The following is a 26,399-nucleotide window of genomic DNA, read 5'->3' as shown; positions in this document are numbered from 1 at the left end:
AAACATATTATGGATATCGAAGATAGAATTAAGGAATGGGAAGAAAGGGTATATTTAAGTTGGGTGAAGAAGAGGGGAGAGAGGAAGAAGGAGTTCAAAACGTTCTCTGGAATACATATTAAACCGGTCTATACACCATTGGATGTTAAAGGCAATTACTTTGAAAAATTAGGTTTACCCGGTGAGTATCCCTTTACAAGGGGAATTTATCCTAACATGTATAGAGGAAGAATTTGGACAATTAGACAATATGCAGGATTTGGATCTGCTGAAGAAACGAATTCTAGGTTCAAGAAATTACTGGAAGCTGGACAAACTGGTCTAAGTATGGCCTTTGATTTACCTACTCAATTAGGATTAGACCCAGATTATGAATTAGCTTACACAGAGGTTGGGGTTGTTGGAGTCTCCATGTTTCATTGGAAGGAAATGGATATTGTCATGTCCGGAATACCCCTTGATAAAGTTACCACTTCAATGACTATAAACGCCACTGCAATGGAATTACTCTCAATGCTAATTGCCACCGCAGAAAGTAGAAATATTAACAAGGAAATTCTAGATGGAACAGTTCAGAATGATATTCTAAAAGAGTATATAGCTAGAAAGAACTTCATATACCCTCCTTCACCCTCAATGAGATACGCTATCGACATCATAGAATACTCCGCTAAATACTTACCAAAATGGCATCCAATAAGCATAAGTGGATATCACATAAGAGAAGCTGGGGCGGATGCAGTATTAGAAGTAGCTTTTACATTAGCGGATGGTATAGAGTATGTAAGAAAAACGATAGAGAGGGGAATTGACGTAGATGAGTTTGCACCGCATTTATCCTTCTTCTTTGCTGCTTACTCAGATATTTTCGAGGAAATTGCTAAATTTAGAGCAGCCCGAAGAATGTGGGCGAAAATAATGAAAGATGTGTTCAAAGCGAAAAAAGCTGAGTCAATGATGTTAAGGTTCCATACACAAACAGGAGGAGCTGAATTAACTGCACAACAACCAGAGATAAACATCATAAGAACTACACTACAAGCTTTAGCTGCTGTATTAGGTGGAACACAAAGTTTGCACGTTAATTCCTATGACGAAGCATTAGCGTTACCCACTGAGAAAGCTGCTAAGATTGCGATAAGAGTTCAGCAGATAATAGCGAATGAAAGTGGAGTCGCTGATGTAGTAGATCCATTAGGAGGTTCATATTACATAGAATGGCTAACCGACGAAATAGAGGAGAGAGCGTGGAAGATCATAGATCAAGTAGAAAGAATGGGTGGTATGGTAAAAGCCATAGAAAATGGATATCCGCAAGCACAAATAGCTGAAAGTGCGTATAAGATACAAAAAAGAATAGAAGAAGGTGATCTCGGAAAAGTTGGCGTTAATATGTATTATGAACCAGAGTGGATTGGAACAACTGAAATATTTAGAGTTAATCCTGAGGTCAGAGAGAGAGTTATCTCAAGATTAAGGAAGTATAAACAAGAGAGAGATTACATGAGAATTAGAGATAGTTTCAATAATCTGCGGAAGGTTGCTGAAAAAGAGAATGAGAACATGTTCCCATACATGATCAACGCAATAAAGGCGGGAGCTACAATAGGGGAGATTAGTAGCGTTTTAAGAGATATTTGGGGAGAATATAAAGAACCTTCTATTTTCTGATCTTTAATAATTGTTTATATAATTCGAAGAATTTCTCCTTTTTGCTAACTGGAACATCTTTATTTTCCCTAACAACATCCCATTTGTCCCATGGGAAAATTATCCACTTATCAATTTGTTTATAATAGAAATCCGGAAATCTCTTGGACCAAGGTTTTAAGTATAAAGTCGCAGTCATTACTTTAGCCGGATTAAACATGGTTATAACATTACTAACCGCCTCTAAGGTTTCACCAGTATCTGCGACATCATCAACCACTAGGACTTTCTTACCTTCTAAGGAATCAGTATATACGGATCTGATCACTGGCTTACTTTCAGTTTTTCCAACACTACGGTAAAATTTTATATCTATATACCTAATTACTTTCAAATCTAGCAAGTCAGAAAGAAGTTTAGCCGGTACAATTCCACCCGTTAATACCGCGACCAAAACGTCTGGAATATAATTGCTTTTAACTAGTGCTTCCCCTATTGAAAAAACTGCATCTTCTATTTCATCCCACGATGGAATATGATATTCAACCATTTAAGATCACCAAAGGTATCTCAAATTCCTCTTGCAATAGTCCTCCATGATGCCCTTTAAGTTTATCATACTCGTCTTTTTCCTTAAAATTAAATATAAATGCTCTGTAATCAGTGGGGACTGCAATATAGTCCGGTAAGGCAAAAATATCATTAACTTTTCCTAATAGCTTTTCAAAATCGGTTTTTCCAAATATTTTAAGGCTTTCGTACTTTCTGCTTAGATAAGTTGAAACGTCATATCGTGTTCTTAAAAATATTGCCCTAGAGTCTCCATATGGAGGGACATCAAGCATGTTAATTAATTCTTGGTCATTGTTGAAAAGTATAGTTTCAGAAACGGGAACATGACCATGATCTGCTGTTACAATAAAACTATATTTTTTATATTTTTCTGAAATTTCTAAGATACTGGCTAGGATATCTCTTGCGGATTTAATGGTGGGTTCCGCATATGGCCCATATCTGTGCGATAAAGTATCCACATCTGGAACGTAAAAGTAAATGAAGTGATATGCGTCTTGTTGCAAAACTTGTGAGAGTTGATAAAATGCATCCCAAAAGTTAACATATGTTTTAGACTCACCAGAGGCTCCATGCGTAGCATTACTGAACTCAGTATTTTCTATCCCTTTAGGCACTATGGATATAATCTTCATTCCTTGAACTTCTTTTAAATAACTTTTGACATTAGGGAATGAAGATGAAAAAGGAACATAATTGGTTATAGAGTCCCTTTCGCTTATTGTAGGATAAGTATAACGTAGAGTATTTACTACTCCTCCTAATCTTTTTACAAAGGTGTTGTAACCTAAAACTCCATGTTCACCAGGCGTTAATGCAGTAAATAGTGTTGTTAATACAGTAGACGTTGTTGATGGAAAAACTGTTGTTATCTTTTTTGCCCTTAAATTTATACCGGTTTGGTTGAATACATTCCAACCTAGTCCGTCAAATAATGCTAAAACTAACCTGTTATTAAGGTTTAAATTCATCTTATTCAAACATTGCCTCTGAACTCCAAGATATTCCGCTATAAAACAAGATAACGTGTAAATATTCTCTCCGTAATAGTCTGGTATTATCAATTCCATATTTGCAATAAGGTTATAAGTATTTATTTTTAAGTTTATGTTAATGTTACCAATAACAGTGTTGGCCACGGCCACGAATACAGTAATACCACTTACTCAAACCATTGAAACCTTTGCATACATATCTATCGGTCTTGGAGCTTTAGGAGTTGTAATAGGATTTCTAGTACGGCTAACAACAAGGCGAGCTAAATGATAGATGTTGCAATTATTGGCGGAGGACACAATGGGTTAGTTACAGCAGCATATCTAGCTAAAGCTGGACTAAAAGTAGCTGTTTTTGAGAGAAGGGAAATAGTTGGTGGAGCTTCAGTTACTGAGGAATTATGGCCAGGGATTAAAGTCTCGACTGGCGCTTACGTGCTAAGTCTACTTAGACCTAAAATAATAGAAGAACTGAAACTAAGACAGTTTGGATTAAAAGTCTATTTAAAAGATCCTGGATTATTCTTGCCGTTTGAAAATGGCAAAAAATTATACATTTGGTCAAGTCTAGAGAAAACTAAGAAAGAAATAGAAAAATTTTCAAAAAATGATGCAAAGAATTATGAAAAATGGATTAAGTTTTGGGATGCATTTGCTGAGATGGCAGATTTTCTCATGCTAAACCCTCCACCACATATGGATGAGGCTAAGAATTTACTCGATATATTTAAGGGAAACATGAATGAAGAATTAGCGCTAAGTTTCTTAAGAACGTTCTTACAAGATGCTAAATCACTACTAGATGAGTATTTTGAAACAGATGAGGTTAAATCAGCACTAGCAGAAGATTCCGTAGTGGGAACATTTGCCTCACCTTCGACCCCGGGAACGGCATATGTATTGGCTCATCACGTTATAGGTGAAGTAAATGGTGTGAAAGGAGCCTGGGGTTACGTAGAGGGAGGAATGGGAGGGGTCACGCAAGCCCTTAAGAGATCTGCTGAACAACTCGGGGTTGAGATTTACACTAATGCAGAAGTCGATGAGATATTAGTAAAGAATGGAAAGGTAGAAGGTATTAAACTAGGAAATGGAAAAATAATAAACGCTAAAATTGTAGTTTCAAACGCTGATCCTAAAACAACATTCCTTAAACTTTTAAGAAATGCTGAATTAGAGGAAGATTTCATTAGAAGAGTAAAAGCTTTGAAGAACATTGGTGTGTCATTTAAGATAGTTGGATATTTAGATGAATTACCAGATTTTGGTAATGGTAAGAGCCTATCACCAGAACATATAGCTTCTGAATTGATAATGCCCAGCATGAAATACATAGAGAAAGCTTATGACGATGCAAGAACATTAGGGTATTCGAAGGAACCATGGCTTTCCATCAACATTCAATCCTCCGTAGACCCTACAGTAGCTCCACCAGGTAAATTTTCCTTCTCAATTTTTGGGCAATACTTGGTTTACGATAGTAAGAGAAACGATGAAATGAAAGAGAAAATCGCTGAGATAACTTTTGATAAAATCAGGGAATTCGCACCAAATTTCAAACCTATTAAGTATGAAGTTTTAACACCACTGGATATTGAGAGGAGGTTCGGGATTAGTGGAGGAAATATTTTCCATCTAGATATGACTCCGGATCAATTATACTTCTTTAGACCACTAATAGGTTATAGTGATTACACCACGCCAATAAAGGGACTTTACCTTTGTGGATCTGGAACTCATCCTGGTGGTGGTGTAACCGGCGCTCCTGGGTATAATGCTCACGTCAAAATTCTAGAAGATCTAAGAAAAGGTGTGAACAAATAGATACTAATTGACTCCTTTTCTAGATAAAAAGTTTTGAAATAAGCTTATAATCATAAATGCAGATATTACTCTTGATTTAAGTTGATAGAGCCCGTACTTAACTTAGCAATTATATTTATTAGTTTAGCTGTACTAGTAATCATACTCATGAAGATTTTTGGAAAATCCACTGCCAAATTTGCCTATTCCGATAAAGCTTTACAATTACAGAATAAATCACAGAAGAAAAAAGTCGAGATAGAAGACAAAAAGATAACATGGGATGATATAGGGGGATATGAGGATGCTAAAAAAGAGATAAGAGAATATATAGAATTACCCTTAAAAAATAGGGAATTAGCATCGAAATATGGCTTAAAACCACCTAAAGGGATGTTACTGTTCGGTCCTCCCGGTTGCGGGAAAACTATGATGATGAGAGCCTTAGCTAACGAATCTAAATTAAATTTCCTCTACGTTAATATAAGTGATATTATGAGTAAATGGTATGGAGAAAGTGAAGCTAGACTGAGAGAGTTATTTAATAATGCTAGAAAAAACGCCCCATGTATCCTTTTCTTTGATGAAATAGACACAATAGGTGTTAAGAGAGAGTCTCACACTGGTGACTCTGTAACACCTAGATTATTATCCCTAATGTTATCAGAAATCGATGGATTACATAGTGAAGATGGAGTAATAATAGTCGGGTCTACTAACGTTCCTCAAATGTTAGATAAAGCATTACTCAGAGCCGGGAGATTTGATAAACTAATTTACATTGGCCCACCAAACAAAGAGGCTAGGAAACAAATTTTACAAATACATTGTAAAGGAAAACCGTTAGCTGAAGATGTTGACTTTGATAAATTAGCTGAAATTACAGAGAGGTATAGTGGAGCAGACTTAGCTAATTTGTGTCAAGAAGCAGCAAGGAAAGTTGCATCTGAAGCACTGGAAAAAGGTACAGAGAGGAAAATAACTATGGCAGATTTCATAGAGTTGATCAAAAAATATAAACCTAGTATAACGTTGCAAATGATAGAAGATTATGAGAAATTCAGACTTGATTTTGAAAGAAGAGTACGTAAGGGAGAAGAAGAAAATGAGCTAGAAGAGAAATTAACTTTAAATGATATAGGAGGCTATAACGAGATAAAGACTGAATTAAGAGAATTATTAGAGTTACAATTATATCACTATAAATTACTGGAGCAATTAAAAGTTCCTCCAATTAGGGGAATATTGCTCTATGGTCCACCAGGTGTAGGTAAGACTATGATGGCTAAGGCATTAGCTAAAACGCTTAACGTCAAATTAATAGCGTTAAGTGGAGCTGAAATTATGTATAAAGGATATGAAGGTGCAATAGCTGCAATTAAGGAAGTATTTAATAGAGCGAGGGAAAATAAGCCCGCAATAGTGCTATTAGACGAGCTAGATGCTATTGCATCTAAAAGAAACTATAAGAGTCATACAGATTCTTCGAAAATTGTCAATCAATTGTTAACGGAGATGGATGGAATAAGAAGCTTGAAGGAAGTAGTTGTAATAGGAACTACAAATAGGTTAAAAGCCATAGATCCAGCCCTATTGAGACCAGGCAGATTTGATAAAATTATCCATATGCCACTTCCAAATAAGGAAGAAAGGCTAGATATACTAATTAAATATATTGGAAAAGAGGAATGCGAAAAAGTAGATTGTGGAATTTTAGCAGAGCAGACTGAAGGCTATTCTGGCGCTGACTTAGCCGCATTAGCAAGAGAGGCTAAAATGAGAGTGTTAAAGAGTATCTTGAGAGGAGAAAGCAATAGAACGTTAACTAAAGAAGACTTAATAGACGCACTCAATAAGATACACCCCTCAGTTAAGAAAAGATTGAGTAAACGGTCCTCAACAAATTCTGATCACGAGACAAGATAATTTCATCTATTGTATATATATTATCTATTCCACTGAGTATTTCTTTACCATTTAATGTAGATGGAATAGAATTTAATCTTTTGCAAAAGTTGGCTGATGCAGCAATATCTACATTTCTTAACTTTCCTCTAATGTCAAAATATAATCCTACTTTACCGATGCAAGTTAGAATCATATCTAATGACGCACTACCAAAGCTTCTAATCTTATATCCTTTTAGAGCTGAGAGAATCTTTAATGTCTTATCTAAGCTCCTCTCGTCAAAATACGTTATTACTACATTTAAAGGGGAGTTATTAATCATTTCAACCTTTAATGGAGATCCATCCACATATGCAGAAGAAGTATCATATGAATATATCTTATTAATTGAGATATGTGAAACAAATCCTCCTAGCGAATCTAACAAACCTTTCGCACTTTTACCATAAATAGCTACTGATATAGAATACCATGGGACACTAAGTACAAAATTGTTACTACCATCTAATGGATCGATTAACGCAATATAATCATAGGTATTCGATGGTGTTATAACACCGGATTCCTCAGAAACAAACTTAAATTTAAGCCCAGTCTCATTCAGTAGTTGAAATATATATTCCTCAGACTTCTTATCAATTATCCGTGTGGTATCTCCCGAGTGAAATCCGACTACCTTATCTAGATCTTTCTCGTCCTTTATTTCATTTAAATATTTGGTTGTATTTATAGCAATTTTATTTAATAAATCGATCATCTCTTACCCTTCTTTTCTGTCACATATCTATAAGCTGAAGTCGCTGCTACTCCACCTTGAGCTACTGAAGTAATAATTTGTCTAAATCCTAACCACATTGACGTACAATCTCCTGCAGCAAATACTCCCGGTATATTAGTCCTCATCCACTCATCTACTTTAATATATCCATTTGCATCAGTCTCTATCCCATTGCTCTTAGCGAAATCTGTTGGAGGATCAAATCCTATTTCTACAAATACACCATTTACATTCAGCTCCTTAATCTCACCAGTTTTCAAATTCTCCACAACTACTTGTCTAACGATCTTATCTCCCTTAATTTCCTTCACGACTGAATTAAGTATAAATTCAACATTTGGTTTTTTCTTAACGGTTTCAACATAAATTGGTTGAGCTCTAAAACTATCTCTTCTATGTATTAAATAGACTTTGGTTGAATAGCTAGATAATATCTCAGCTCCTTCTAATGCAGAATCTCCCCCTCCAATTACTGCAACTACCTTATTCTTAAATAAAGGTGCATCGCAAACTGAACAATAAGATATGCCCCTTCCTGCAAATTCTTGTTCTCCAGGTACTCCTAACTTTCTTCTCTTCACTCCTATCCCTAAGATAACACTATCAGCTTTAAATTCACCTTTTCTCTTGGTTTTCACAACAAATTCGTCTCCTCTATTTTCAATTTTCTCCACTGTATCCAACAAGACGGGTACTTCATACTTCTCTATGTGCTTATTAAATACCTTTATCATATCACTCGCTTGAATCTCTATTAAGCCAAGATAATCATCAACAATACCCGCTTCTGTTAATTGCCCACCCGGAGTTTCTCCTATAACAAGAGTCTTTAACATATATCTGGCAGAATATAATGCGGCACCGTAAGCGGCAGGACCTAGTCCAACAATTATAACATCAAACTTCTCTCCTGGTTTTACACTTGCAGTTCTTGGTAAAAGACTCATTACTATAGTATATTTCATAAGCGAATTTTAAGAGTTTTGTCCAACGATTCTAAAAACGTGAAATTAAATACCGTAAAAGACTAGAATAAATGTGTGAAAGTATTAGTAGTAACTGGGACTCTAGCTGCACCAATACTTTCTGAAGTTGCTAAGAACATCAAGGATGCTAAGGTCGAAATTAAAGTACTTAACTACCCGGTTGCTTCACTAATGAGTACAAAGTTTATAGCAGAGAACCTAAAGCAGACGAAATTTGACGTAGATTACATACTTATTCCGGGACTAGTTTACGGCGACGCTAAAATTGTTGAAGAAGTTACAGGGATAAAAACTTTCAAAGGAACAGAAGAAGCTTGGGATCTGCCTAGAGTAATTGAGGCCTTGAAGAATGGAATACAACTTTCTACAACAGAATCCGCTGATAAGATTATAGGTAAAATGGACAATATAGAAGAGAAGCTAAGAAAAATAGAGGAAGAAGCTAAGGTTTCTTTCGAAATAAATGGAGTAAAGATTACAACTTATCCGCCACCTTTTAGAATATTTTTGGAAATAGATAATAAGCAAGAATTTGAGAAATTGGATAGAATAAGAAAAAACATCGACGTGGTATTGTTAGGTTTCCCTGTAGGTCACTACGATTTGGATGAGGTAAAAAATAAGGTTAAAAGATTAGTGGACTATGGATATGTTGTTGGAATAGATGCTGAATCGCCTAGAGAATTAAAAGAGGGTGTAAGAGCAGGAGCTTCATTCGTATTTAACTTAAATGAAAATAACTTAGAGGAACTTGAGGAAATTAGAAGAGAAGCTGCATTTATTGTAGCCCCATTCAAAACTGAAAATAGAGGAGAGACAACTGTTGATCTAGTTAAAAAAGCAAAACAGAAGGGATTCGATAAATTGATAGCAGACCCAGTGTTATCACCACCTCTAAGAGGGCTGGTAAATAGTATAATTGAGTATAAATACGTAAGGAACACGTTGCAAGATATACCGATTCTAATGGGAATTCTTAACGTAACTGAACTTATTGATGCAGATAGTCTGGGAATTAACGCACTTCTATCTGCCATTGCAGGCGAGTTGGGAATTTCTAACTTATTGATTATGGAAAAGGGGAAAACGAGGTGGAGTAGTTGGGAATTATCGCGGGCTACAAAGATGATAAGTATAGCTTTGAAAGAAAATAGACTTCCAAAAGATATAGGGATAGATTTGCTCGTACTTAAGGATAAGAGAAGATTTAGGGAGGATTTCAATGCTGACGTAATTGTTAATGAGCACATAAAGCCTGATATGGATAAAAGTGGATTTGCAAAAATTTTTGTCAGTGAAGATGGATTCGGAGTAAAATGGATTGGAAAAAATAAGATAACAATAAAAGGAAAAGATGGGCTAAGTATTGGGAGAGAATTGGTTAGAAGAGTTAAGGATATCAGCAAAGAGCATGCGGTTTACATAGGATACGAACTAGCCAAGGCCGAGATTGCTTACCAACTCGATAAAAATTATATTCAAGATAAACCATTGTTCAAAAAGATAATTGATGATTCTTTCCATACCGAGCATGATAAGAAAAAGGATTCATGATTTTACGTTTATCTTCTGTGTAATTCCCCCAATAATTACACTTAAAAATTCAGACGGAGATGTAAAGGACTTTCTCTCTAAATTGTCTAAATCTTTTAGTATAGAAATTGCATGTGAAAATAAGGACAAACAGTTATGTTATCCTGCAATATTCGGTGGGATATTTATATTTAATCACGACGTAATCATAAAAAGATACGAGCTCACTGGATATTTGTGCAATGGTAAAGAAGAAACTGTGAAAAATGTAAATCAGCTATTTAAGCAACTAGAAGAAGGTAAAGAGTGGTGTTTCAGATTTGATGACAATTCTATACTTTGTTACAAGAAAGTAAAGGAATCTGAAGAATGTAAATGGATAGACAATATAGGTTTACGCTTTTTGGTCCATTCCCAACTAAATGGGCAAGGTTTATCGTAATCTCCTATTACGGATACTCTATAATTGCATAAGAGTCCTTTCCTTCATATATCTTCAAAAGTATTCTGTACTTCTTATTCAGTTTGAGATATATGTCCTTTGCTATTTCAATACCTATATATTCAGCAGTGGGAAATGGAGCATCTATTACCTTATAATCCACCCTGAATGGACCTTCCAATTTCGACTTATCTAAATCAGCCTTGGGTATGATAAGTTTATGATCCCATTCTTGTATTGTCTCCTTAACTATTTTTTTGAGTAAGTTAAAATCTACTACAAACCCAGATTTCTCATTGACTTCCCCTTCAACTTCCACATTAACGATATATGTATGGCCATGAATTTGGCTATCAGTATAAGATGATAAAGTATAGTGAGCTGAATCCATCGTGATTCCTTCAATACCAACTTTAACTTTCATTTAAAGACCTCCTTATATTCTTGTCAAAATGTTCCCATGTGGACTCGCTTAAATATCTTATCTCATCACATAATGATCTGATGTTAGAATCGCTCTTCACAATCTTTTCAACAAGATTGTGGAAACCTATTAAAACTGTATAATCACCATAAGCTACTTCTTTACTTCCGAAATATATCTTTTCACCTAGAACCATATTTCCACCCTCCTCGACCATCTTGTAAATCGCATACACTAGATTATCTATGTTAATATTAGCCTTATACTGAGAGAACTTATCCTCAATCTCGTATTTCAGCGTATATATTTTATCTTCAATTAGATTAATTAAGCTATCTAATATTTCTAATTGTGCCTTGAAATTCTCTATTGAGAGGAGATGTTTATACTTACTCATCATTATACAAGTAGTATTACAAGGTACAGATATATCTAGAATTGGTAAAGTAATACTAATTCTCTCTTTCAAGTACCTTTCAGCATCTTCATTCATAATTTTTTATATTGAGCAACTAACTATTAAACATGAAGTTACTTCTAAATGTAGTTGAAGACTTATCCTCTCTCTTTATAGAATGGTATAGAGATTACGTGAAAAAGATTATAGTTGGCGGAAAATCTTTTGAGAAAAATGATGAGACTGAGGAAACAATTTATTTGATAGCATTAGATAAAGTTTCTAAAATCTCACTTTATGCTAGAGGTGAGATATTTTCGTTCTTCTACAATAAAGTTAAGAATAAGGAGAGCACAAGAGATTTTATCTTGAACTATGGAGCTTTACCTAAAATTTATGGATTAATATTATCTCCTAAGGAATTGGAATATGAAATACCAGTACTCGAATATCTTAATATTCATGGAAAAGTAATATATTCGGTAGAGGATGAGAAAAATGGATAAAAGTTTAGTAGCTGCTGAATATTTACTCAGAGCTAGAAGGACGTTAAAAGAGGCACAAATAGCTTTTGAGGATGGGGATCTTTATTATACCGTAATAAGAACCTTAGACACTGTAGAAAATTTAGCTAAAGTACTATTATCCTTGAAAGATATATTTAGGCATGACCTTTTTTGGAATACCACGATGTTACTTAATGACGAGAATGCATTAGAAAAGAAATTAAGAGATCTTGAATATAAATTAATTCCAATAACTCTAATTAACGAATCCTCTCTGAAAACTCCTACCGTAGTAATAAGGAATAAGGAAGCAGAAATGCTAGTTGATGAAATATCTAAAATTCTAGAGGAGGTCGAAAAAGCATATGACGAATACCACGATTGACCTAGACTCTTATACATGCTCAAGTGATCCACTAGAGGCAATAGAGTATTTGCTCAATAACAATAATATAATGTTTAAGATAAATTTGACAAATCCGTATTTCGAGATAATAAAACACAAATATATCATTAAGATCATTAAGCAAGAAGGTGATACGATTTACTTTATAATACATTCTGGTGGTTGAACTTTTATAAAATAATAAGGAGTTGGCTTGGATTCAAAGAAAGAGATGACTATATCTCTGCATCAATACTAAACTGTTTAATATCTAAGGAGTATGACGAGTCTGAATTAAGAGACCTCGTAAGGGGAAGGGAAATTGCAGTAGTTGGAGCTGGCCCTCAGTTGGATAAAATAAGTAGGCTAAAAGAGGATGTAATAATAGCAGCCGATGGTGCTACAAACTATCTCATAAATATTGGAGTTACCCCTGACATTATAGTAACTGATTTAGACGGTCTTCAAACTTTCCCTAAAAACTCAATATACGTGGTATTGGCTCATGGTGATAATATTAATTTGTTACATAAGGTCAAGGAGATGGATAAGGTGATCCCGAATTCACAAGTAATGCCTTTCGGTCGTTTAAGACTATATGGGGGGTTCAGTGACGGGGATAGGGCTGTAGTTTTGGCGAAGTATATGGGAGCTAGTAAGATAAGATTGTATGCTATGGATTTTGAGTCTGGGATTATTGGAAAATTCTCTAAACCGTACTATAAGAAGGACGTACCAGCTTCGATGATAAAAAGAAAAAAGTTAGAAATAGCTAGAATGATAATTGAACAAGTTTTAAATTATGATGAGTAGTAAGTTTTAAATAGCATTATACCGTAGTTATCATGGTGCGTACGAGGTATGAGTATTCTCTACGCCTAAAAAAATTAGAATATTTGATACTACTTTAAGAGATGGTGAGCAAGCTCCAGGTATAGATCTAACAGTTGAGCAAAAAGTAATGATAGCGAAAAAGTTAGCCGATTTAGGAGTTGATGTAATTGAAGCAGGTTTTCCTGCATCCTCAGAAGGAGAATTCATATCTACTAAAAGGATTTTCGAAGAGGTAGGAGATCAAGTAGAAGTTATTGGATTATCTAGATCAAATAAGAACGATATAGATAAGACGATAAGCACTGGAATCTCAAGTATACACTTGTTCATAGCCACTTCAGAATTGCACATGAAGTATAAATTAAAGATGACAAAGGAAGAGGTCCTAGATAAGATCTATGAAAGTGTAAAATATGCAAAGGATCACGGTATGGTAGTGGAGTTTAGTCCAGAAGATGCAACAAGGACTGAAGAAGATTTCTTATTTACGGCAATTAGAACTGCAATAGAAGCTGGAGCCGAAAGGATAAATATACCGGATACAGTAGGAATTATGCATCCTTTCAAGTATTACGATATGATAAAGAAGATTGTAAACTTCGTAGGTGAGAGAATAATAGTGAGTGTTCACTGTCATAACGACTTCGGCTTGGCGACAGCGAATTCACTAGCTGGTGTATATGCCGGCGCTAGACAGGTCCACGTTACTGTAAATGGTATAGGCGAGAGAGCTGGAAATGCGTCGTTAGAAGAAGTGGTAATGGGTATAAAGAAATTGCTAAATTACGAGACAAATGTGAAAACTTGGAAATTGTATGAGGTAAGTAGATTTGTAGCTGAAATGACTGGCGTACCAGTACCCTATTTCAAGGCAATTGTTGGCGATAATGCATTTGGTCATGAATCTGGGATACATGTTCATGGAGTGATAGAAAATCCCTTCACATATGAGCCAATTTCGCCAGAAGAAGTAGGTAATTTCAGAAGATTAGCACTAGGTAAGCATAGTGGGATACATGGCTTAAGGAAATTATTAGAGGAACAAGGAATATACTTATCTGATGATAAATTGAAGATAGTCCTAGCTGAGATTAAGAAATTAGCTGAATCCGGTAATAAGGTAACAGTAGAGGATGCGAAAAACATTGCACTTAAATTAATGAATTCTTAAACGATTGTATGGTACTAAAATATTTTGGACATTCTTGTGTTTTAATTGATGATAAAATATTAATTGATCCACATGATGGAGGAAGTATTGGTTTATCTAAACCAGATATAAAAAAGGTAGATTTAATTTTAATAACTCATGATCATTATGATCATAACGCATACCAAATTTTCGAATCTAAAGATGTTAAAATAAACTTCTATGGGTCTTTTAATTACGGCAATTACATCATAAAGGGAATAAAGAGTTATCATGATAAATATAACGGTAAAGTAAGAGGACAAAATAGCATATACATAATACAAAATAATGATGGTGAGAAAATAGCTCATCTTGGAGATATAGGTCACCTTCCAGATGAAAATATTTATAAGGAATTATATGGAACAGATGTGCTTTTAATACCTATAGGTGGAGTTATCACAATAAATTACAAGGAAGCACTAGAAATAATTAATAAAGTTTCGCCCAAAATAATAATTCCAATACACTATTGGATAAAAGGGCATTACATGCCATTAGATCCCCCAGAAGAGTTCTTATCCAACTTAAAATATGAGATAAGAAGAATAGATCTGAAAAACAATCTCATAGATGAAAACATAGAGGAGAGCAAGAAAGTGGTTTACGCTTTATCTTATTAAAGCTTTATCTTTTCCACTCTCGCCACTGGAACTCTCTCCTTTGATAACTCATCTCTTACCATTTTTTCTATGGCTTTCCTTATAGCTTCAGATCTATTTAAACCGTATTTTATGGCATATCTATCTAATAGTTCTAACAAATCTTCTTCTACCTTAAATGTTACAACTCTCATCTTTTATCATATATAAACTTGTCATCAGTAGGGTTTAAGTATTCTCTGGATCAGTATTCCCGGATTCTTCTATGAAGAGGAGTATATAATGGAAAATAAAGATTAATATACTCGCATTTCAATATTAATATTTAGAGGAATGTACAGAGATGCCAACTATACATCTTTCATTACCAGAGTGGATGTATGACGAACTTAAACAGAAAGCTGATGAATTAGGCATTCAAATGACTGATTTAGTCAAATTGTTTATAAAGAAAGGACTCGAAGGAGACTTTGAGAGAGAAGAGGAAAATAAGGAAAAAGAAGGGAATGCTAAGTATGATGAGAGCATAGCCTTTTTAGAGGCTAAAGTTGCACAATTAGATGCGTTGCTAGTAGAGGTGTTAAAGAAGTTACAGATGTTAGAAGAGGAAAAAGATGAGGAAGAGGAACAAGTAGAGGTAGTTGATAGTAATCGAGGATAAAAAATTTAATCTATCCTTAAACTAATTTTATTGGCCTGCGTGATTTTTAGGTCAATCCCCGAGTACCGGGGTAAAATGATCGCAGGAGGGTCACCCCCGGATTTTGTGATTATCAAGTGATGTGGCAGGGACGAACTGAAGTTAATGTAGAAAAATTAAAAGACTGATCTAACATGTATTTTCAATACAGTGGAAATACAGGGAGATGATAAATAGATTAAGAAAAAATTACATTACTATTAAAGTCACGGTCCTTATTATGTTCGGATTCCTTCTTATCTCATATATTACTTTCTTTAAATCGTCAGATGACTTAGCTTCAACTTCTACTACTACGTCATATTCACCATAGACTGCATCTGCTCTTACAACACCAGATACCTTTTTAGCCATATCCGCTACTTCCATTTCCTTTCCAACAGCAGTAGAGACGAGAATATAGGCTCTTACAACTTCTGCCATAAAATATTAATTACGACTCAATATTTAAAGGTTTACTTTAGCAGTAATCTTTCTGAATTGAATAGTTTTGAGGACACTAATAGAATTATCACTGCTACTATCAACACACCCAATATAAGATATAACGAAATAAAAGTAGAACCGGAAACGAAGTAAAGTAATGAGAGACTTAATTGCTCATAAGGTATTATTAATATCAAATTAAGTGGAGGCAGTAAGTTAGCTACATTTATAAATAAAGCAGAAAAGGAGGCAATTAGACCGAACGATAAAATGAGAAAGTTTATTATTTGCATATTACGCATGGATCCACCTAGAGCTAAGAGTAAAATTACACTTAGGGCTGCGGTAAGCAATACAGCCAATAAGTAGACTAGGATAACAATTAGAGTAAATGACGCACTAAGGGATAACGATAAACCAAACATGAATGACATTAAGGAGGAAAATAGTATCACTCCTAGAATATCACCCAATGATGAGAGTACTCCCAAAATTATAGCTATAATTACCTTGGAGAATATAAAGGAGTTTATTGATATTGGTGAAGCCAGTAAAGATTCTAAAGTTTTCCTCTCCTTTTCGCCAACTATCCCATCTGTTACATAAAATATTACCGGAGTAGCACTGGGGAAGAGAACTAGAGTTATTATCCTAGCTATTTCACTTAAGTTAGCTTGAGACTGCGATGCACTTTTACCAGTTATAGTAACTACGAAGTTTTTAACCAGTAGGGGGCTTAGAATATCACTAGGATTAACCTTATGCTGTAAATTAGAGGAATTTATCAAGAATTCAGTTCTATTGTAAATTAGATAATAAGATAAATAGCCTAATGCATTATTAACTAAATTCGAAGCTTCCTGGTTAGAGGAAATTAGAATCTTTACATATACAAAGGCTTGTCTTGAGATATTACTAGCATTTATGTTAAAGTCGCCGGGAAATATTATCACAGCATCGGGTATTATACTTCCATTCGAATCGTTGTAAATTACATTTCCCCCATTTTGACTAATATAGTGTGAAACAACTTGAACATAAGGTAAGTTTGATTGATTATAGTTTACTATTTCAATCACAGGTGGAGATACAGCTACAGAAGCGTAAAGTATAATGCCTATCAGCGGTAGTAATATGAAAGGAAGAATTATGGCCCCAAGTACTAACTTTCTATCCCTTTTTAGATCCAATATCTCTTTCTTTATCATTGTCTTTAGCATCACTACTCACCGAACACGAGTTTTATGAAAGCTTCTTCCAGGTTCTTAGAATTAGCACTTTTGACGATGTCTTCAGGCTTTCCATTAGCAATTACTCTTCCATCGTTAATCAGCGTGATTTTATCACACAAGTATTCGACCTCTAGCATATTATGTGAAGAGAGTATTATTGTCATATTATATCTTCTCGCCATATCTAAAATTATATTCCTTATTCTTACTGCAGACTCTACATCTAGGGCTGAAGTCGGTTCATCTAGAACTGAAAGTTTAGGCATCACCATTAAAGTTCTTGCTATAATGAGCCTTCTTTTCATACCTCTACTATACTCAGCTGTCTTATCGTAAATTCTCTTACCTAAATTGGAAATCTCAATACCTATTTTCAAGTATTTTTCCTTTAACTCCTTGTCACCTTTAGCGTATAGTTCAGCGTAGAAATCTAAATTTTCGTAGCCAGTTAATTTCTCATACGGGAAAGCGTCTTCTGGCATATATGAGATATACCCCTTTTGTTTTGCCTCAACTGGACTAAGGCCGAAGATTTTTACATTTCCATCGAAATTTTTAATAATACCGGATAGTATTCTTAGTGTAGTTGTCTTTCCGGCTCCATTAGGACCAACAATTCCAAAAACTTCTCCGTTCTCTACATTAAATGATAACCCCTTAAGTATCTCCTTATTTCCGATTCGCTTTCGTAAATTGGTAACACTAACCGCGAATTGCTTTTCTGTCATACTTATGCTATTATAGCTAAGGAACTTATTATGTATTTTCGAAGTAATATATAAAATGATTGGCACGGTAAGGGATAGAACATTAGAGGCTTTGCTGAAGTACGGTGATAAGGCTAAATATATCTTAAAAGCTATAATAGAAATTACTGAGGAGAATGAAAATAGGGAACTCGGAGACTTTAGCTATAAACAATTAGTTGAAAAACTAGGGGAGTTAGGAGTCAACTATGACCCTAGAATGATATTGAGAGCGTTAGAGAAGGATTTTGGTATAATAGAGACCACTTATAAATCTGCTAATCAGCATTGGTGGAAGTTTATAGACATTGAACAGACTAAGCTAGCACTTATTGGCGAAATAGAGAACAACGAGGAAGATCCCGAAATTTCACTTATAATGATTCAATATAATAGTTTAAATCCTAAAGAGATAGAGAAAAAATTGCTATTCTTATTAAAGAAACCTAAACTACTTGACTTCGATAAGAAAAATTTTATGAAATTTTCATTTGAGATTTTACCGTTAATAGTCAAATTGTATTACAAGGCTTCACAACATGAAGAAACCTTTGAGATTGCCGAAAAATTGAAAAAAATTATAAATTTAGCTAAGAGAATAAGCTCTAGAATTAGCAATGAAAAAGGTGACAATAAGGGACTTCATAAAGAAGAAATCAGTGAAAGAGAAGATTACGATGTTAACAGCATACGATTATCCGACAGCAAAGATAATATCTAATACTGAGCTAGACTCCATACTTGTAGGAGACTCCTTAGGAATGGTTGTTCTAGGATATACAAATACGCTCAATGTGTCCATGAGAGATATGATTTCCCACACGAGAGCAGTAGCAAGAGCAAATCCGCCTCAGCTAATAGTTGCAGACATGCCATTCCTAAGTTATGAGATAGATGCTAAAACTGCAGTAAAGAATGCAGGACTCCTTGTTAAGGCTGGTAGCGATGCAGTAAAACTAGAAGGTGGAGAGGAAATCAAAGACATTATTAGAGCAATCATAAAAGCTGGAATACCCGTAATGGGACATATAGGTTTAACACCTCAAAGGTTTTTAAGGCTGGGAGGATTTAGGACAATCGGAAAAACTAAGCAGGAGGAGGAACAATTAATAAAGGATTGTTTAGAACTAGAAGATGCAGGAGTATTTTCAATAGTCATTGAAAACACGTATGCAGATATAGCTAAAAGAATTACAGAAAAAGTAAGCATACCTACAATCTGTATAGGAGCTGGACCATATTGTGATGGACAAGTGTTAGTAATAAACGATTTACTGGGGCTATCTGACTTCACCCCTTACTTCGCTAAATCATATGTTAATTTGAAAGAAATTATTTCAAACGCAATAAATCAGTACATAGTTGACGTAAAAAATAATAAGTTCCCAGAAAAACAACACTATAAGGAAAGAGAGAGCTGAGTTAATCTGTTAGCTATAAACCTCAATGATTCAGATAAGACAGCTTTATTATCATAATTTATGACTATACGTTCTAATTCTTCTTTACTTTTAGACTTTAGCTCTCTAACCTTTTCCACTAATCTCGGAACCGCCCTAATTATATTATCAACTATAGTTATTGTGGCTGTTCTAGAAGTCCTTGATAGTGGATTAATGTCTATAGCTATAACTTTTTTACCCATTTTCACTAACGCCTCAGTTCTATCTCCATCTTCTAAACCTAATAATACTACATCTGCCACATAGATGCCTTTAGGGCTTACTCTTCTCCTCTGACTAAATAGTTCTGGTATGACTGCTGATGCCTCCTCGCCTATTCCTAAAATCTCCTTGGCATTTGCCTTATAAAGGACTTCAGCTATTGCTTTTTCTCTTCTTTCATCCCTATAGAATAAGTTAACTTCAAGCTTGGCATTTGTCTCCTCTGCTAATTTTACTAGACTTTCTGGAACTAATGCAGCCATATTCCCATTTATAGAAATAACTGGTGTTTTAGCTAATAGTAGGGTAGCTGCTGCGACTTCTATAGCCTTTTCAGCAAAATCTTGAGTCTTCTCTCCTATTAAATAATCGAAACACTCTCCCCTTCCATGAGCAATTAATCCTTGAGGAACTATGATATTTTTCTCCATCGCTTCAATTAGTTTTTCCCTGATCAGTAGGGATTCTCTTCTAGGATGATTTTCTGGTATTATGTCACGTATGCTCCACGGCTTGCTATCTTGTGCTTTATCCATACTCCATACTCTGGATCAAAGATTTTAACAATTATCCCCTTCTTTCTATATGAAAAAGGATATTCTGAGTTAAAGCCCAAACTACTTGTAAATTTTTGAGCAACCTCGATAAATTTTAACGGAGACGGACTTTTAAGAAATTCGTCTATAAGCTTAAGGGCTATTTCTGATCTTTTTATAATACTCTTAGTTGGAAGTTGACTAATAGGCTGAGAGAAAATTGGATAGCTTGACCAATCAATATTTATCACCTCAACTTCACCATAACCTAAACCTCCTGTCTTTCTCCTATAAACTAAACCTCCACCATAATACTGTGCTATTACATCCCCTAATCCATTACCAGCTATAACATCACTTAAATGAGCTACGTTAACTGCATCTTTCTCACTTATTGGAGTTAGTTCCTTAACTCCTAGGGCATACGCTAAGCTTATAGCTCCACTTAAACCATAGCCATAACCTAATGGTACTTCAGAATATACAGATAGCCTATATTCTCCTAATTTTTTCTTTAATATTTCATAATTGGGAAGTTTTATCTCTATCCCATTAAATTCTATTCCACTGCCACCTCTAATTTCAGCAGTTATGTACGGTTCTAGTGTTAAGGTTAACCCTATGGATCCGGATTCTATCAAATTCTCTTTATCTATTACTGGGTACCATATACCGGAAATAGAAATTGGTACTTTAATCTCCACGCCTAAAACTATAAAATTGTTATTTAATAATCTTTACTAAGAGCAGTTGTGATTTTAGATGCATCAATATTTAGCAGAGCTATCATAGGAGGCTATGACATAAAAAAGATCGAAAGTAGGGATAAAAATGAATTGGTAGTTGGTAGACTAACCGGGTTATATGGTGACGTATTAAGATATATTAATCCAAAAATAATACGAGCTCCAGATAAATTTGACGATGGAAGTATATTTAGAGAAGTTGAAGGAAAGAATATATATAAAATATTTGAAGTACCTGCTGGAGTAAATTTCGAGAAATTAATAAATGAGCTTTCCAAAATTAATTATTATCCAGCGATCTTTCCATTATATTTAAAAGGCACAGTTGGAGGATTTACTGCATTAAATGGGTCGGGGTTTGGCAGTTATAAATTCGGATTTACAAAAAGTAAAAAGACTATAAATGAATTAGTTGACTATAAAGTAGTAAGGATTCTAGCTGTAAAATATCCAGAACTGTTAGAAACTGAAAATGAGAATAATTTCGCATGGTCCGCGCTAATATACAAAGATAGTATAAAGTATTACATACCTTCGTTTTACAATAAAATTATTAATAATAATAATTTTAAAACAGTATCTACAGATAATTTGATAAAAAGCTTGAATATGGAGATACATAGTATATTCAAGAGAAACTACATACCTATAGTATTGATGAGTAATTATGACAAAAATGTGGAATTTAATTTTGATTTTAAAATAGGATATATAATCAACTATAACTCTCCAAAGAGATATAAAGTTCTAATAGGAAGTATAGAAGAAACCAGATTACCAGAAATCTTCGAATATTTGAGAAGGAATCCAGATGTACTTCCGTTTCCCTATTTGAAAGAATACGACGAAATACATAAAGATATATTAAAAAACTTTAAAAGATATGAAATAAAGGTAAGATCCAAGAGAATAAATAGAAACATAGTAATTGAGGCATCTAAATGTATAAATTGCTCATTATGTTTAGATAATTGCCTTGCATATAACACTACCAATAACATCGTTTATTCACCTCTAGGAAGATTTAATAGATTATTGAGTGGTGAGACAAATTTTGAATACTGTTTTGGCTGTGCTTCTTGCACCGAAGCTTGCCCAGTAGGAATTAACATTTCAAACCTAATGGAAACTTTACCACAATTTAATGAAAATAAGGAAACGGTAGAACTAGAAATAACTGACGTGCCGAGAGATATCTATGAGTTGGAAAAGAGTTTAGTCTCTAAATATAGAAATAGACCAGTCTTCTTATTATTTGTAGGATGTTCAGCAAAATATGATCCATTAGGACTAGAGGGATTTCTAAATTACCTATTAACTAATGGAGATAAGTTACCTCTTGAGTTGTCTCCTAGGGTAAAACTAGTTACTGGAATTTGTTGTGGTTTTAACGATTACTTATCTGGTAACTTGGAAGGTGTAAAAAATAATGTTGAAAAGATAAATCGATTAAGACTTGAGCAAAACGCTGCTGGAATATATTTCTTATGCCCCGAGGGATTGTACGTTTATAACAAATTTAGTGAACAGAAAGGAGTATTCGCATATGAAGTTATAAGAAATGAACTAAAAGATAAGGAGGTACATTTAGGGTGTTGGGCAAAGAAGCTTGGATATAATTCGCAATATAATGAATGTGCTGGCTTATTCTTAACATCTTATAAAGGTAGTCCACTTAAATCTATTAGAAAAACATTCTTAACTGTGTGTCCATTTTCTACTTGGAAATTTGGAACAATATCAGTATATAGTACCTTCCTTGAGAAGAAAGAGGTAAAAGAGCTTAAGGAAGAAAAAGAGATGATAAACGAAAACGTAGTATTTGATCTGTTAGTGAGAGCTGTTGCAGATGGGTTAATAGCTTCTAAAGATGAAGTTGCTGAGAAAGTGGTTATGTGGAGTTTAGGAGGTAGTCAATATTTCTTACTGTTGAGTATTCCAATTATCTCCAAACATATTAGTAGTGAACTTATACGTAAACTGGCCTCCAATCCTAAAGTAAAGGAATTCTTATCCAAACTATCACAAGATCGATCGCTACTTAAGCAGAAAATTTTAACATACACAGATTATCTTTCAAACTATAATTTTAATAATGAGATAAATGTTTTACGTGATGAAATTGCAAAATCATATAAATTAGATTATTCGGTAAAAGATTTAGTTAAGACTAATGAATTTCTAAGTGTATTAAAGGAAGCTTTAAAAAGGTCTATAAATGAAAATTTGATAGAAAGTACAATAAATAGCATTATTTATTTATAGTCGATAATAAAATATCGTTTCTTATCGTAGTCGAAATATATTAAACCATTTCTTCTCATGAATCTAAATAGTGGGACAAGCCTTTTAGGAAGCTTATCATCTAAATCTTGCTCATTTATAGTTTGAGAAAAGTAAAAGTTAAGAAGTTCTATTGTATCCTTAAAAGTGATAAATTTTCGTGAGCTATCCAGCTCAACTACAAAGTAATTTTTACTTATGTTCCTTATATTTTCATCAATAATAAGATAGGATGATGAAAGAACTTGATCGCATAAACTACCGTTTGCCTGGACTACTCTTTCCTTACTCTTAATTAGATATTGAAGAAGCTTTTCAATCTCATTTAATTTATTTAGGACTTCATTACTTTCCTTTCTTAATGTCGTACCTTGCCTTATATCACGTTGATTATTAAATATTAAATCTATTATCTCGTCTTCACTCATACTATCTAAAGGCTAAAAATTAATAATGGTGAGTGTATGAAAAAAGTGAAAGTCCTCTATTTCGCGTTCATTAAAGACATAACCCATAAGTCGAATGAAATTGTGGAAACTGAGTGTGAAAACGTTGACTGCCTTATTTCACAACTTGATAAAATTTACGGAAATGAATTAGTAAATATTTTAAAGAACGGAATAAATGGGATAAAAGTTTCAATTTTAGTAAATGGTTCGGCGTCAACAAAGAATATTAAAGACGGAGATGAGATAGCACTATTACCACCACCTTCGGGTGGAGATTTAATAATAGGGAAAAGGTTTGACTTACTCGAGGAAATCAGAAAATTTAGGGAAAAAGCCCCTCCGGAAGCGGGTTCTTTAGTTGTTTATGTAGGTTTTGTTAAAGGTATAGTAGACAATCATAGAGTCTTGGAACTAAGATATGAAGCATATGAAGAGTATACTAGAAAAAGGTTTCTAGAGATAAAAGAAGAAATGAAGAGAAAATATAATGACCTAATTGACCTTGAGATAATACATGTAATAGAGTCCATGAAACCTGGAGAGAATGTCTTACTTATAATGGCTATAGGTAAGGGAAGAAAAGATGCCATCGATGCTGTAAAAGAAACATTGGAATTAGTTAAACATAGCACTGGAATTTGGAAATTAGAAATAAGAGATGATGGAGAATATTGGGTAGTAGCTGGAAATACGAGAGTGAAAAGAAATGATTAAACCAGTTGGAATGACAGTGGCTGGATTAGACACTGGAAATGGGGCTGGAGGAGAAACTGATCTAAGAGTTTTTGAAGTATTAGGAATTCACGGAGTTTTTGCACTTACTGCAATAACAGCTCAAACTACGAGAGGTATAAAAGATATCAACGTTGTTAGTCCTGAATTCCTTAAAAAACAGATAGAAACATTGGTTGACGATTTCAATATAGAAGCTGTAAAGATAGGAATGATATATACTAAAGAACAGTTTCAAATTGTTAATGAATTATTACACAACTATTTTTTAGTAGTAGACCCAGTATTGTACGCAAAAGATGGAACTCAATTAATAAAAGATATTGAAGATTACAAGAAGATAATTTTACCTATTGCTAAGGTAATAACACCAAATATAATAGAAGCATCTGCAATTAGCGGTATTAAAATAGAAAAGGAAAGCGATGTGGTTGTTGTATGTAAAAAGCTAAGAGAGACTTACAATATTGCCCATGTGATAATCAAAGGAGGTCATAGTAAAGGAGATTATAGCTTTGATTACATGTGTAATGAAGAGGGAATACACAAGATAGGTTATCAGAGGATACAAGCAAAAGATACACATGGTACTGGGAGCGTATTTGCGACTGCATTTACTGCAGAGTATATAAAGACTAAAGATGTGAAATTAGCCTTTAGGAAAGCAAGAGATTTTGTTCAATTCTCAATAGAATATGGACTCAGTATAGGGAAAGGTGTGGGACCAGTTAACGTAAGCGTTGATATCATGAAGAAGTCTATGAAGTATGAGGTGATTGAGGAAATGAGAAGATTTGCAGATTTTGCTGAAAATAATGAGAAATTCTGGATTTTAATACCCGAAGTGCAATCGAATTTAGCACATAGCATAAAACCGGAATACGTTAGGGATCTAAGCGATATTGCTACATTTAGAGGTAGAATAATAAGGAGATGGGATAGAAAGGTAATTGTCGGTCATCCAGTTGTATTTGGAAATCCGACCCACACAGCCAGAATGCTGTTATCGATTATTCTCAAGGGAACGAATAGTTCTTGCTTAATGAATATTAGATATGATGAGAAGCTAGTTGAGAGTTTGAAGAAAATTGGGTATGAGACAATTGAGGTTAATAGGGAATTAGAACCTAGTCATGGGGAGGGAAAGACAATGCAGTGGATCATTGAGTACATAAGTAGTGAATACGGCAAGATACCTAATGTAATTTATGATAAAGGAGCGAAAGGAAAAGAGGCAATGATTAGATTTTGGACAAAAAGTATGGAGGAGATGATAGAAGCTTTAGATAATTTATTAAAAATGCTATAACCTTATTTAAATTTAAGATGAAACTCGAGAGATTGTTAGAGGGTGCTAAAAATTTAGTTAGAACTGGTTGGATGCAGAATGGAATACCATCAGCAATAGGAGAAACAGTAGCTTCACACAGTTTCGAAGCATCAATCTTAGCGTACGTACTTTCTACTGAACTTAAGAAAAAAGGAGTAGAAATTGATCCGGAACATAGTGCAGTTATTGCCTTATTTCATGACGCAGGGGAGACTTTACTGGGAGATTTGCCAAAGTGGACTACTAATAGAATTAATAAAAGGGATGCTGAGATTGAGGCATTTGATGAATTAGGAGTAGGAAAAGAACTTTTCCTAGAACTTAAGGAGTTAAAGACTAATGAAGCTAAAGTAGCTAAGCTATCAGATAGGCTCTCAACATATCTACAAGGATTAAGATACAAGAGATTAGGATTTAACGTTGATGAGATAATCTCAAGCTATGCGGAGGAAATAGATAAATTACTTTCCATAGAGCCTTTGAATCAGATAAAAGAACTGGTTACTAAAATAATGAATAGTTTAAATAAGGTGAATCCAAAATAATA

General features: G+C 34.2%; 31 protein-coding genes. 18 read left to right on the top strand and 13 right to left on the bottom strand.

What is annotated here, in order from left to right:
* The first annotated feature begins 9 nt into the window (after positions 1–9).
* Complete coding sequence (locus GFS03_RS02620) at positions 10–1,671, top strand: methylmalonyl-CoA mutase family protein (protein WP_153422380.1); 1,662 nt, start codon at positions 10–12, stop codon at positions 1,669–1,671.
* Here the strand turns inward: GFS03_RS02620 and GFS03_RS02615 are convergent.
* Both GFS03_RS02615 and GFS03_RS02610 read right to left on the bottom strand, forming a co-directional pair.
* Positions 1,661–2,200: a phosphoribosyltransferase gene (locus GFS03_RS02615; protein ID WP_153422379.1), complete on the bottom strand. Its 540-nt coding sequence runs from the start codon at positions 2,198–2,200 to the stop codon at positions 1,661–1,663. The genes GFS03_RS02620 and GFS03_RS02615 overlap by 11 nt on opposite strands.
* Positions 2,193–3,347, bottom strand: a complete 1,155-nt coding sequence (locus tag GFS03_RS02610; protein WP_153424531.1) for an alkaline phosphatase family protein — start codon at positions 3,345–3,347, stop codon at positions 2,193–2,195. Before GFS03_RS02610 ends, GFS03_RS02615 begins: the two co-directional genes overlap by 8 nt.
* A 138-nt stretch (positions 3,348–3,485) precedes the next feature.
* Here GFS03_RS02610 and GFS03_RS02605 point away from each other — a divergent pair, with 138 nt between their 5' ends.
* On the top strand, positions 3,486–5,042 hold the full coding sequence (locus GFS03_RS02605; protein ID WP_153422378.1) for a phytoene desaturase family protein: 1,557 nt from the start codon (positions 3,486–3,488) through the stop codon (positions 5,040–5,042).
* Between the two features lie 81 nt (positions 5,043–5,123).
* Positions 5,124–6,947 (top strand): AAA family ATPase, encoded by a 1,824-nt coding sequence (locus GFS03_RS02600; protein ID WP_153422377.1) that lies wholly within the window; start codon positions 5,124–5,126, stop codon positions 6,945–6,947.
* On the opposite strand, the gene GFS03_RS02595 is transcribed toward GFS03_RS02600, so the two are convergent.
* Both GFS03_RS02595 and trxB read right to left on the bottom strand, forming a co-directional pair.
* The gene (locus GFS03_RS02595; RefSeq protein WP_153422376.1) at positions 6,892–7,686 is read right to left on the bottom strand and encodes an inositol monophosphatase family protein; all 795 of its coding nucleotides are present in this window, start codon (positions 7,684–7,686) and stop codon (positions 6,892–6,894) included. The genes GFS03_RS02600 and GFS03_RS02595 overlap by 56 nt on opposite strands.
* Positions 7,683–8,654, bottom strand: coding sequence for a thioredoxin-disulfide reductase (gene trxB, locus GFS03_RS02590; protein WP_153422375.1), 972 nt, complete (start codon positions 8,652–8,654; stop codon positions 7,683–7,685). Before trxB ends, GFS03_RS02595 begins: the two co-directional genes overlap by 4 nt.
* Before the next feature lie 93 nt (positions 8,655–8,747).
* Between trxB and GFS03_RS02585 the strand changes: the two genes are divergently transcribed.
* Together GFS03_RS02585 and GFS03_RS02580 are read left to right on the top strand one after the other, a co-directional pair.
* A complete protein-coding gene (locus GFS03_RS02585) occupies positions 8,748–10,247 on the top strand; it encodes a dihydropteroate synthase-like protein (RefSeq protein WP_153422374.1) in 1,500 nt (499 codons plus the stop codon).
* Positions 10,204–10,668 carry a hypothetical protein gene (locus GFS03_RS02580; RefSeq protein ID WP_153422373.1) on the top strand — a complete coding sequence of 155 codons (465 nt, stop codon included), beginning with the start codon at positions 10,204–10,206 and terminating at the stop codon, positions 10,666–10,668. The genes GFS03_RS02585 and GFS03_RS02580 overlap by 44 nt, the downstream gene beginning before the upstream one ends.
* Positions 10,669–10,675: 7 nt before the next feature.
* On the opposite strand, the gene GFS03_RS02575 is transcribed toward GFS03_RS02580, so the two are convergent.
* Both GFS03_RS02575 and GFS03_RS02570 read right to left on the bottom strand, forming a co-directional pair.
* A complete protein-coding gene (locus GFS03_RS02575; protein ID WP_153422372.1) occupies positions 10,676–11,092 on the bottom strand; it encodes a 6-pyruvoyl trahydropterin synthase family protein in 417 nt (138 codons plus the stop codon).
* Positions 11,082–11,585, bottom strand: coding sequence for a hypothetical protein (locus tag GFS03_RS02570; RefSeq protein ID WP_153422371.1), 504 nt, complete (start codon positions 11,583–11,585; stop codon positions 11,082–11,084). The genes GFS03_RS02575 and GFS03_RS02570 overlap by 11 nt, the downstream gene beginning before the upstream one ends.
* A gap of 32 nt (positions 11,586–11,617) precedes the next feature.
* On the opposite strand from GFS03_RS02570, the gene GFS03_RS02565 reads away from it, so the two are divergent.
* From GFS03_RS02565 to GFS03_RS02540, 6 genes are all read left to right on the top strand, one after another.
* A complete protein-coding gene (locus GFS03_RS02565; RefSeq protein ID WP_153422370.1) occupies positions 11,618–11,995 on the top strand; it encodes a hypothetical protein in 378 nt (125 codons plus the stop codon).
* Positions 11,988–12,380, top strand: a complete 393-nt coding sequence (locus tag GFS03_RS02560; protein WP_153422369.1) for a HEPN domain-containing protein — start codon at positions 11,988–11,990, stop codon at positions 12,378–12,380. The genes GFS03_RS02565 and GFS03_RS02560 overlap by 8 nt, the downstream gene beginning before the upstream one ends.
* Positions 12,361–12,567 carry a hypothetical protein gene (locus GFS03_RS02555; protein WP_153422368.1) on the top strand — a complete coding sequence of 69 codons (207 nt, stop codon included), beginning with the start codon at positions 12,361–12,363 and terminating at the stop codon, positions 12,565–12,567. The genes GFS03_RS02560 and GFS03_RS02555 overlap by 20 nt, the downstream gene beginning before the upstream one ends.
* On the top strand, positions 12,564–13,193 hold the full coding sequence (locus GFS03_RS02550; RefSeq protein WP_181443773.1) for a 6-hydroxymethylpterin diphosphokinase MptE-like protein: 630 nt from the start codon (positions 12,564–12,566) through the stop codon (positions 13,191–13,193). The genes GFS03_RS02555 and GFS03_RS02550 overlap by 4 nt, the downstream gene beginning before the upstream one ends.
* Positions 13,194–13,266: 73 nt before the next feature.
* A complete protein-coding gene (locus GFS03_RS02545) occupies positions 13,267–14,385 on the top strand; it encodes an isopropylmalate synthase (protein WP_153422367.1) in 1,119 nt (372 codons plus the stop codon).
* Between the two features lie 8 nt (positions 14,386–14,393).
* Complete coding sequence (locus GFS03_RS02540; protein WP_153422366.1) at positions 14,394–15,029, top strand: MBL fold metallo-hydrolase; 636 nt, start codon at positions 14,394–14,396, stop codon at positions 15,027–15,029.
* On the opposite strand, the gene GFS03_RS02535 is transcribed toward GFS03_RS02540, so the two are convergent.
* Positions 15,026–15,202: a ribbon-helix-helix protein, CopG family gene (locus tag GFS03_RS02535; protein WP_009989429.1), complete on the bottom strand. Its 177-nt coding sequence runs from the start codon at positions 15,200–15,202 to the stop codon at positions 15,026–15,028. The genes GFS03_RS02540 and GFS03_RS02535 overlap by 4 nt on opposite strands.
* A 149-nt stretch (positions 15,203–15,351) precedes the next feature.
* Here GFS03_RS02535 and GFS03_RS02530 point away from each other — a divergent pair, with 149 nt between their 5' ends.
* Positions 15,352–15,669 (top strand): hypothetical protein, encoded by a 318-nt coding sequence (locus tag GFS03_RS02530; protein ID WP_153422365.1) that lies wholly within the window; start codon positions 15,352–15,354, stop codon positions 15,667–15,669.
* Positions 15,670–15,897: 228 nt separating this feature from the next.
* On the opposite strand, the gene GFS03_RS02525 is transcribed toward GFS03_RS02530, so the two are convergent.
* Genes GFS03_RS02525 through GFS03_RS02515 form a run of 3 tightly spaced genes read right to left on the bottom strand, consistent with a single transcriptional unit; the run spans position 15,898 to position 18,094 of the window.
* Positions 15,898–16,131: an Lrp/AsnC ligand binding domain-containing protein gene (locus tag GFS03_RS02525; protein ID WP_153422364.1), complete on the bottom strand. Its 234-nt coding sequence runs from the start codon at positions 16,129–16,131 to the stop codon at positions 15,898–15,900.
* Between the two features lie 32 nt (positions 16,132–16,163).
* Positions 16,164–17,354, bottom strand: coding sequence for an ABC transporter permease (locus tag GFS03_RS02520; protein WP_153422363.1), 1,191 nt, complete (start codon positions 17,352–17,354; stop codon positions 16,164–16,166).
* A 2-nt stretch (positions 17,355–17,356) separates the two neighbouring features.
* Positions 17,357–18,094 (bottom strand): ABC transporter ATP-binding protein, encoded by a 738-nt coding sequence (locus GFS03_RS02515; protein WP_153422362.1) that lies wholly within the window; start codon positions 18,092–18,094, stop codon positions 17,357–17,359.
* A 55-nt stretch (positions 18,095–18,149) separates the two neighbouring features.
* Here GFS03_RS02515 and GFS03_RS02510 point away from each other — a divergent pair, with 55 nt between their 5' ends.
* Positions 18,150–18,833 carry a hypothetical protein gene (locus GFS03_RS02510; RefSeq protein WP_153422361.1) on the top strand — a complete coding sequence of 228 codons (684 nt, stop codon included), beginning with the start codon at positions 18,150–18,152 and terminating at the stop codon, positions 18,831–18,833.
* Entirely contained in the window at positions 18,730–19,533 is an 804-nt protein-coding gene (gene panB / locus GFS03_RS02505; protein WP_153422360.1) for a 3-methyl-2-oxobutanoate hydroxymethyltransferase, read from the top strand. Before GFS03_RS02510 ends, panB begins: the two co-directional genes overlap by 104 nt.
* Here panB and GFS03_RS02500 read toward each other — a convergent pair.
* Both GFS03_RS02500 and GFS03_RS02495 read right to left on the bottom strand, forming a co-directional pair.
* A complete protein-coding gene (locus tag GFS03_RS02500; protein WP_153422359.1) occupies positions 19,512–20,312 on the bottom strand; it encodes a 4-phosphopantoate--beta-alanine ligase in 801 nt (266 codons plus the stop codon). The two genes, panB and GFS03_RS02500, sit on opposite strands and share 22 nt — an antisense overlap.
* Positions 20,267–21,016, bottom strand: coding sequence for a pantoate kinase (locus GFS03_RS02495; protein WP_153422358.1), 750 nt, complete (start codon positions 21,014–21,016; stop codon positions 20,267–20,269). Before GFS03_RS02495 ends, GFS03_RS02500 begins: the two co-directional genes overlap by 46 nt.
* A 48-nt stretch (positions 21,017–21,064) precedes the next feature.
* Between GFS03_RS02495 and GFS03_RS02490 the strand changes: the two genes are divergently transcribed.
* A complete protein-coding gene (locus GFS03_RS02490) occupies positions 21,065–23,323 on the top strand; it encodes a 4Fe-4S dicluster domain-containing protein (RefSeq protein ID WP_153422357.1) in 2,259 nt (752 codons plus the stop codon).
* On the opposite strand, the gene GFS03_RS02485 is transcribed toward GFS03_RS02490, so the two are convergent.
* Positions 23,314–23,769 carry a hypothetical protein gene (locus GFS03_RS02485; RefSeq protein ID WP_153422356.1) on the bottom strand — a complete coding sequence of 152 codons (456 nt, stop codon included), beginning with the start codon at positions 23,767–23,769 and terminating at the stop codon, positions 23,314–23,316. The genes GFS03_RS02490 and GFS03_RS02485 overlap by 10 nt on opposite strands.
* Positions 23,770–23,805: 36 nt before the next feature.
* Between GFS03_RS02485 and GFS03_RS02480 the strand changes: the two genes are divergently transcribed.
* Genes GFS03_RS02480 through GFS03_RS02470 form a run of 3 tightly spaced genes read left to right on the top strand, consistent with a single transcriptional unit; the run spans position 23,806 to position 26,397 of the window.
* Positions 23,806–24,504, top strand: a complete 699-nt coding sequence (locus GFS03_RS02480; RefSeq protein WP_153422355.1) for a MoaD family protein — start codon at positions 23,806–23,808, stop codon at positions 24,502–24,504.
* Positions 24,497–25,831 carry a bifunctional hydroxymethylpyrimidine kinase/phosphomethylpyrimidine kinase gene (gene thiD / locus GFS03_RS02475; protein WP_153422354.1) on the top strand — a complete coding sequence of 445 codons (1,335 nt, stop codon included), beginning with the start codon at positions 24,497–24,499 and terminating at the stop codon, positions 25,829–25,831. The genes GFS03_RS02480 and thiD overlap by 8 nt, the downstream gene beginning before the upstream one ends.
* A gap of 17 nt (positions 25,832–25,848) precedes the next feature.
* Entirely contained in the window at positions 25,849–26,397 is a 549-nt protein-coding gene (locus tag GFS03_RS02470; protein WP_153422353.1) for an HD domain-containing protein, read from the top strand.
* The last annotated feature ends 2 nt before the right edge of the window (positions 26,398–26,399 follow it).

Source organism: Sulfolobus sp. E5-1-F, assembly GCF_009601705.1.
Taxonomy (GTDB): Archaea; Thermoproteota; Thermoprotei_A; order Sulfolobales; family Sulfolobaceae; genus Saccharolobus.
Note: the sequence above shows the minus strand (reverse complement) of the source record. Positions and strands in the feature narration are given on the sequence as shown.

Coding starts and splice junctions, on each gene's coding strand:
- GFS03_RS02620 (WP_153422380.1), top strand. CDS start 10: ATGGATATCGAAGATAGAATTAAGGAATGGGAAGAAAGGGTATATTTA.
- GFS03_RS02615 (WP_153422379.1), bottom strand. CDS start 2,200: ATGGTTGAATATCATATTCCATCGTGGGATGAAATAGAAGATGCAGTT.
- GFS03_RS02605 (WP_153422378.1), top strand. CDS start 3,486: ATGATAGATGTTGCAATTATTGGCGGAGGACACAATGGGTTAGTTACA.
- GFS03_RS02595 (WP_153422376.1), bottom strand. CDS start 7,686: ATGATCGATTTATTAAATAAAATTGCTATAAATACAACCAAATATTTA.
- trxB (WP_153422375.1), bottom strand. CDS start 8,654: ATGAGTCTTTTACCAAGAACTGCAAGTGTAAAACCAGGAGAGAAGTTT.
- GFS03_RS02580 (WP_153422373.1), top strand. CDS start 10,204: ATGATTCTTTCCATACCGAGCATGATAAGAAAAAGGATTCATGATTTT.
- GFS03_RS02575 (WP_153422372.1), bottom strand. CDS start 11,092: ATGAAAGTTAAAGTTGGTATTGAAGGAATCACGATGGATTCAGCTCAC.
- GFS03_RS02570 (WP_153422371.1), bottom strand. CDS start 11,585: ATGAATGAAGATGCTGAAAGGTACTTGAAAGAGAGAATTAGTATTACT.
- GFS03_RS02565 (WP_153422370.1), top strand. CDS start 11,618: ATGAAGTTACTTCTAAATGTAGTTGAAGACTTATCCTCTCTCTTTATA.
- GFS03_RS02560 (WP_153422369.1), top strand. CDS start 11,988: ATGGATAAAAGTTTAGTAGCTGCTGAATATTTACTCAGAGCTAGAAGG.
- GFS03_RS02555 (WP_153422368.1), top strand. CDS start 12,361: ATGACGAATACCACGATTGACCTAGACTCTTATACATGCTCAAGTGAT.
- GFS03_RS02540 (WP_153422366.1), top strand. CDS start 14,394: ATGGTACTAAAATATTTTGGACATTCTTGTGTTTTAATTGATGATAAA.
- GFS03_RS02535 (WP_009989429.1), bottom strand. CDS start 15,202: ATGAGAGTTGTAACATTTAAGGTAGAAGAAGATTTGTTAGAACTATTA.
- GFS03_RS02530 (WP_153422365.1), top strand. CDS start 15,352: ATGCCAACTATACATCTTTCATTACCAGAGTGGATGTATGACGAACTT.
- GFS03_RS02525 (WP_153422364.1), bottom strand. CDS start 16,131: ATGGCAGAAGTTGTAAGAGCCTATATTCTCGTCTCTACTGCTGTTGGA.
- GFS03_RS02520 (WP_153422363.1), bottom strand. CDS start 17,354: ATGCTAAAGACAATGATAAAGAAAGAGATATTGGATCTAAAAAGGGAT.
- GFS03_RS02515 (WP_153422362.1), bottom strand. CDS start 18,094: ATGACAGAAAAGCAATTCGCGGTTAGTGTTACCAATTTACGAAAGCGA.
- GFS03_RS02510 (WP_153422361.1), top strand. CDS start 18,150: ATGATTGGCACGGTAAGGGATAGAACATTAGAGGCTTTGCTGAAGTAC.
- panB (WP_153422360.1), top strand. CDS start 18,730: ATGAAAAAGGTGACAATAAGGGACTTCATAAAGAAGAAATCAGTGAAA.
- GFS03_RS02500 (WP_153422359.1), bottom strand. CDS start 20,312: ATGGATAAAGCACAAGATAGCAAGCCGTGGAGCATACGTGACATAATA.
- GFS03_RS02485 (WP_153422356.1), bottom strand. CDS start 23,769: ATGAGTGAAGACGAGATAATAGATTTAATATTTAATAATCAACGTGAT.
- GFS03_RS02480 (WP_153422355.1), top strand. CDS start 23,806: ATGAAAAAAGTGAAAGTCCTCTATTTCGCGTTCATTAAAGACATAACC.
- thiD (WP_153422354.1), top strand. CDS start 24,497: ATGATTAAACCAGTTGGAATGACAGTGGCTGGATTAGACACTGGAAAT.
- GFS03_RS02470 (WP_153422353.1), top strand. CDS start 25,849: ATGAAACTCGAGAGATTGTTAGAGGGTGCTAAAAATTTAGTTAGAACT.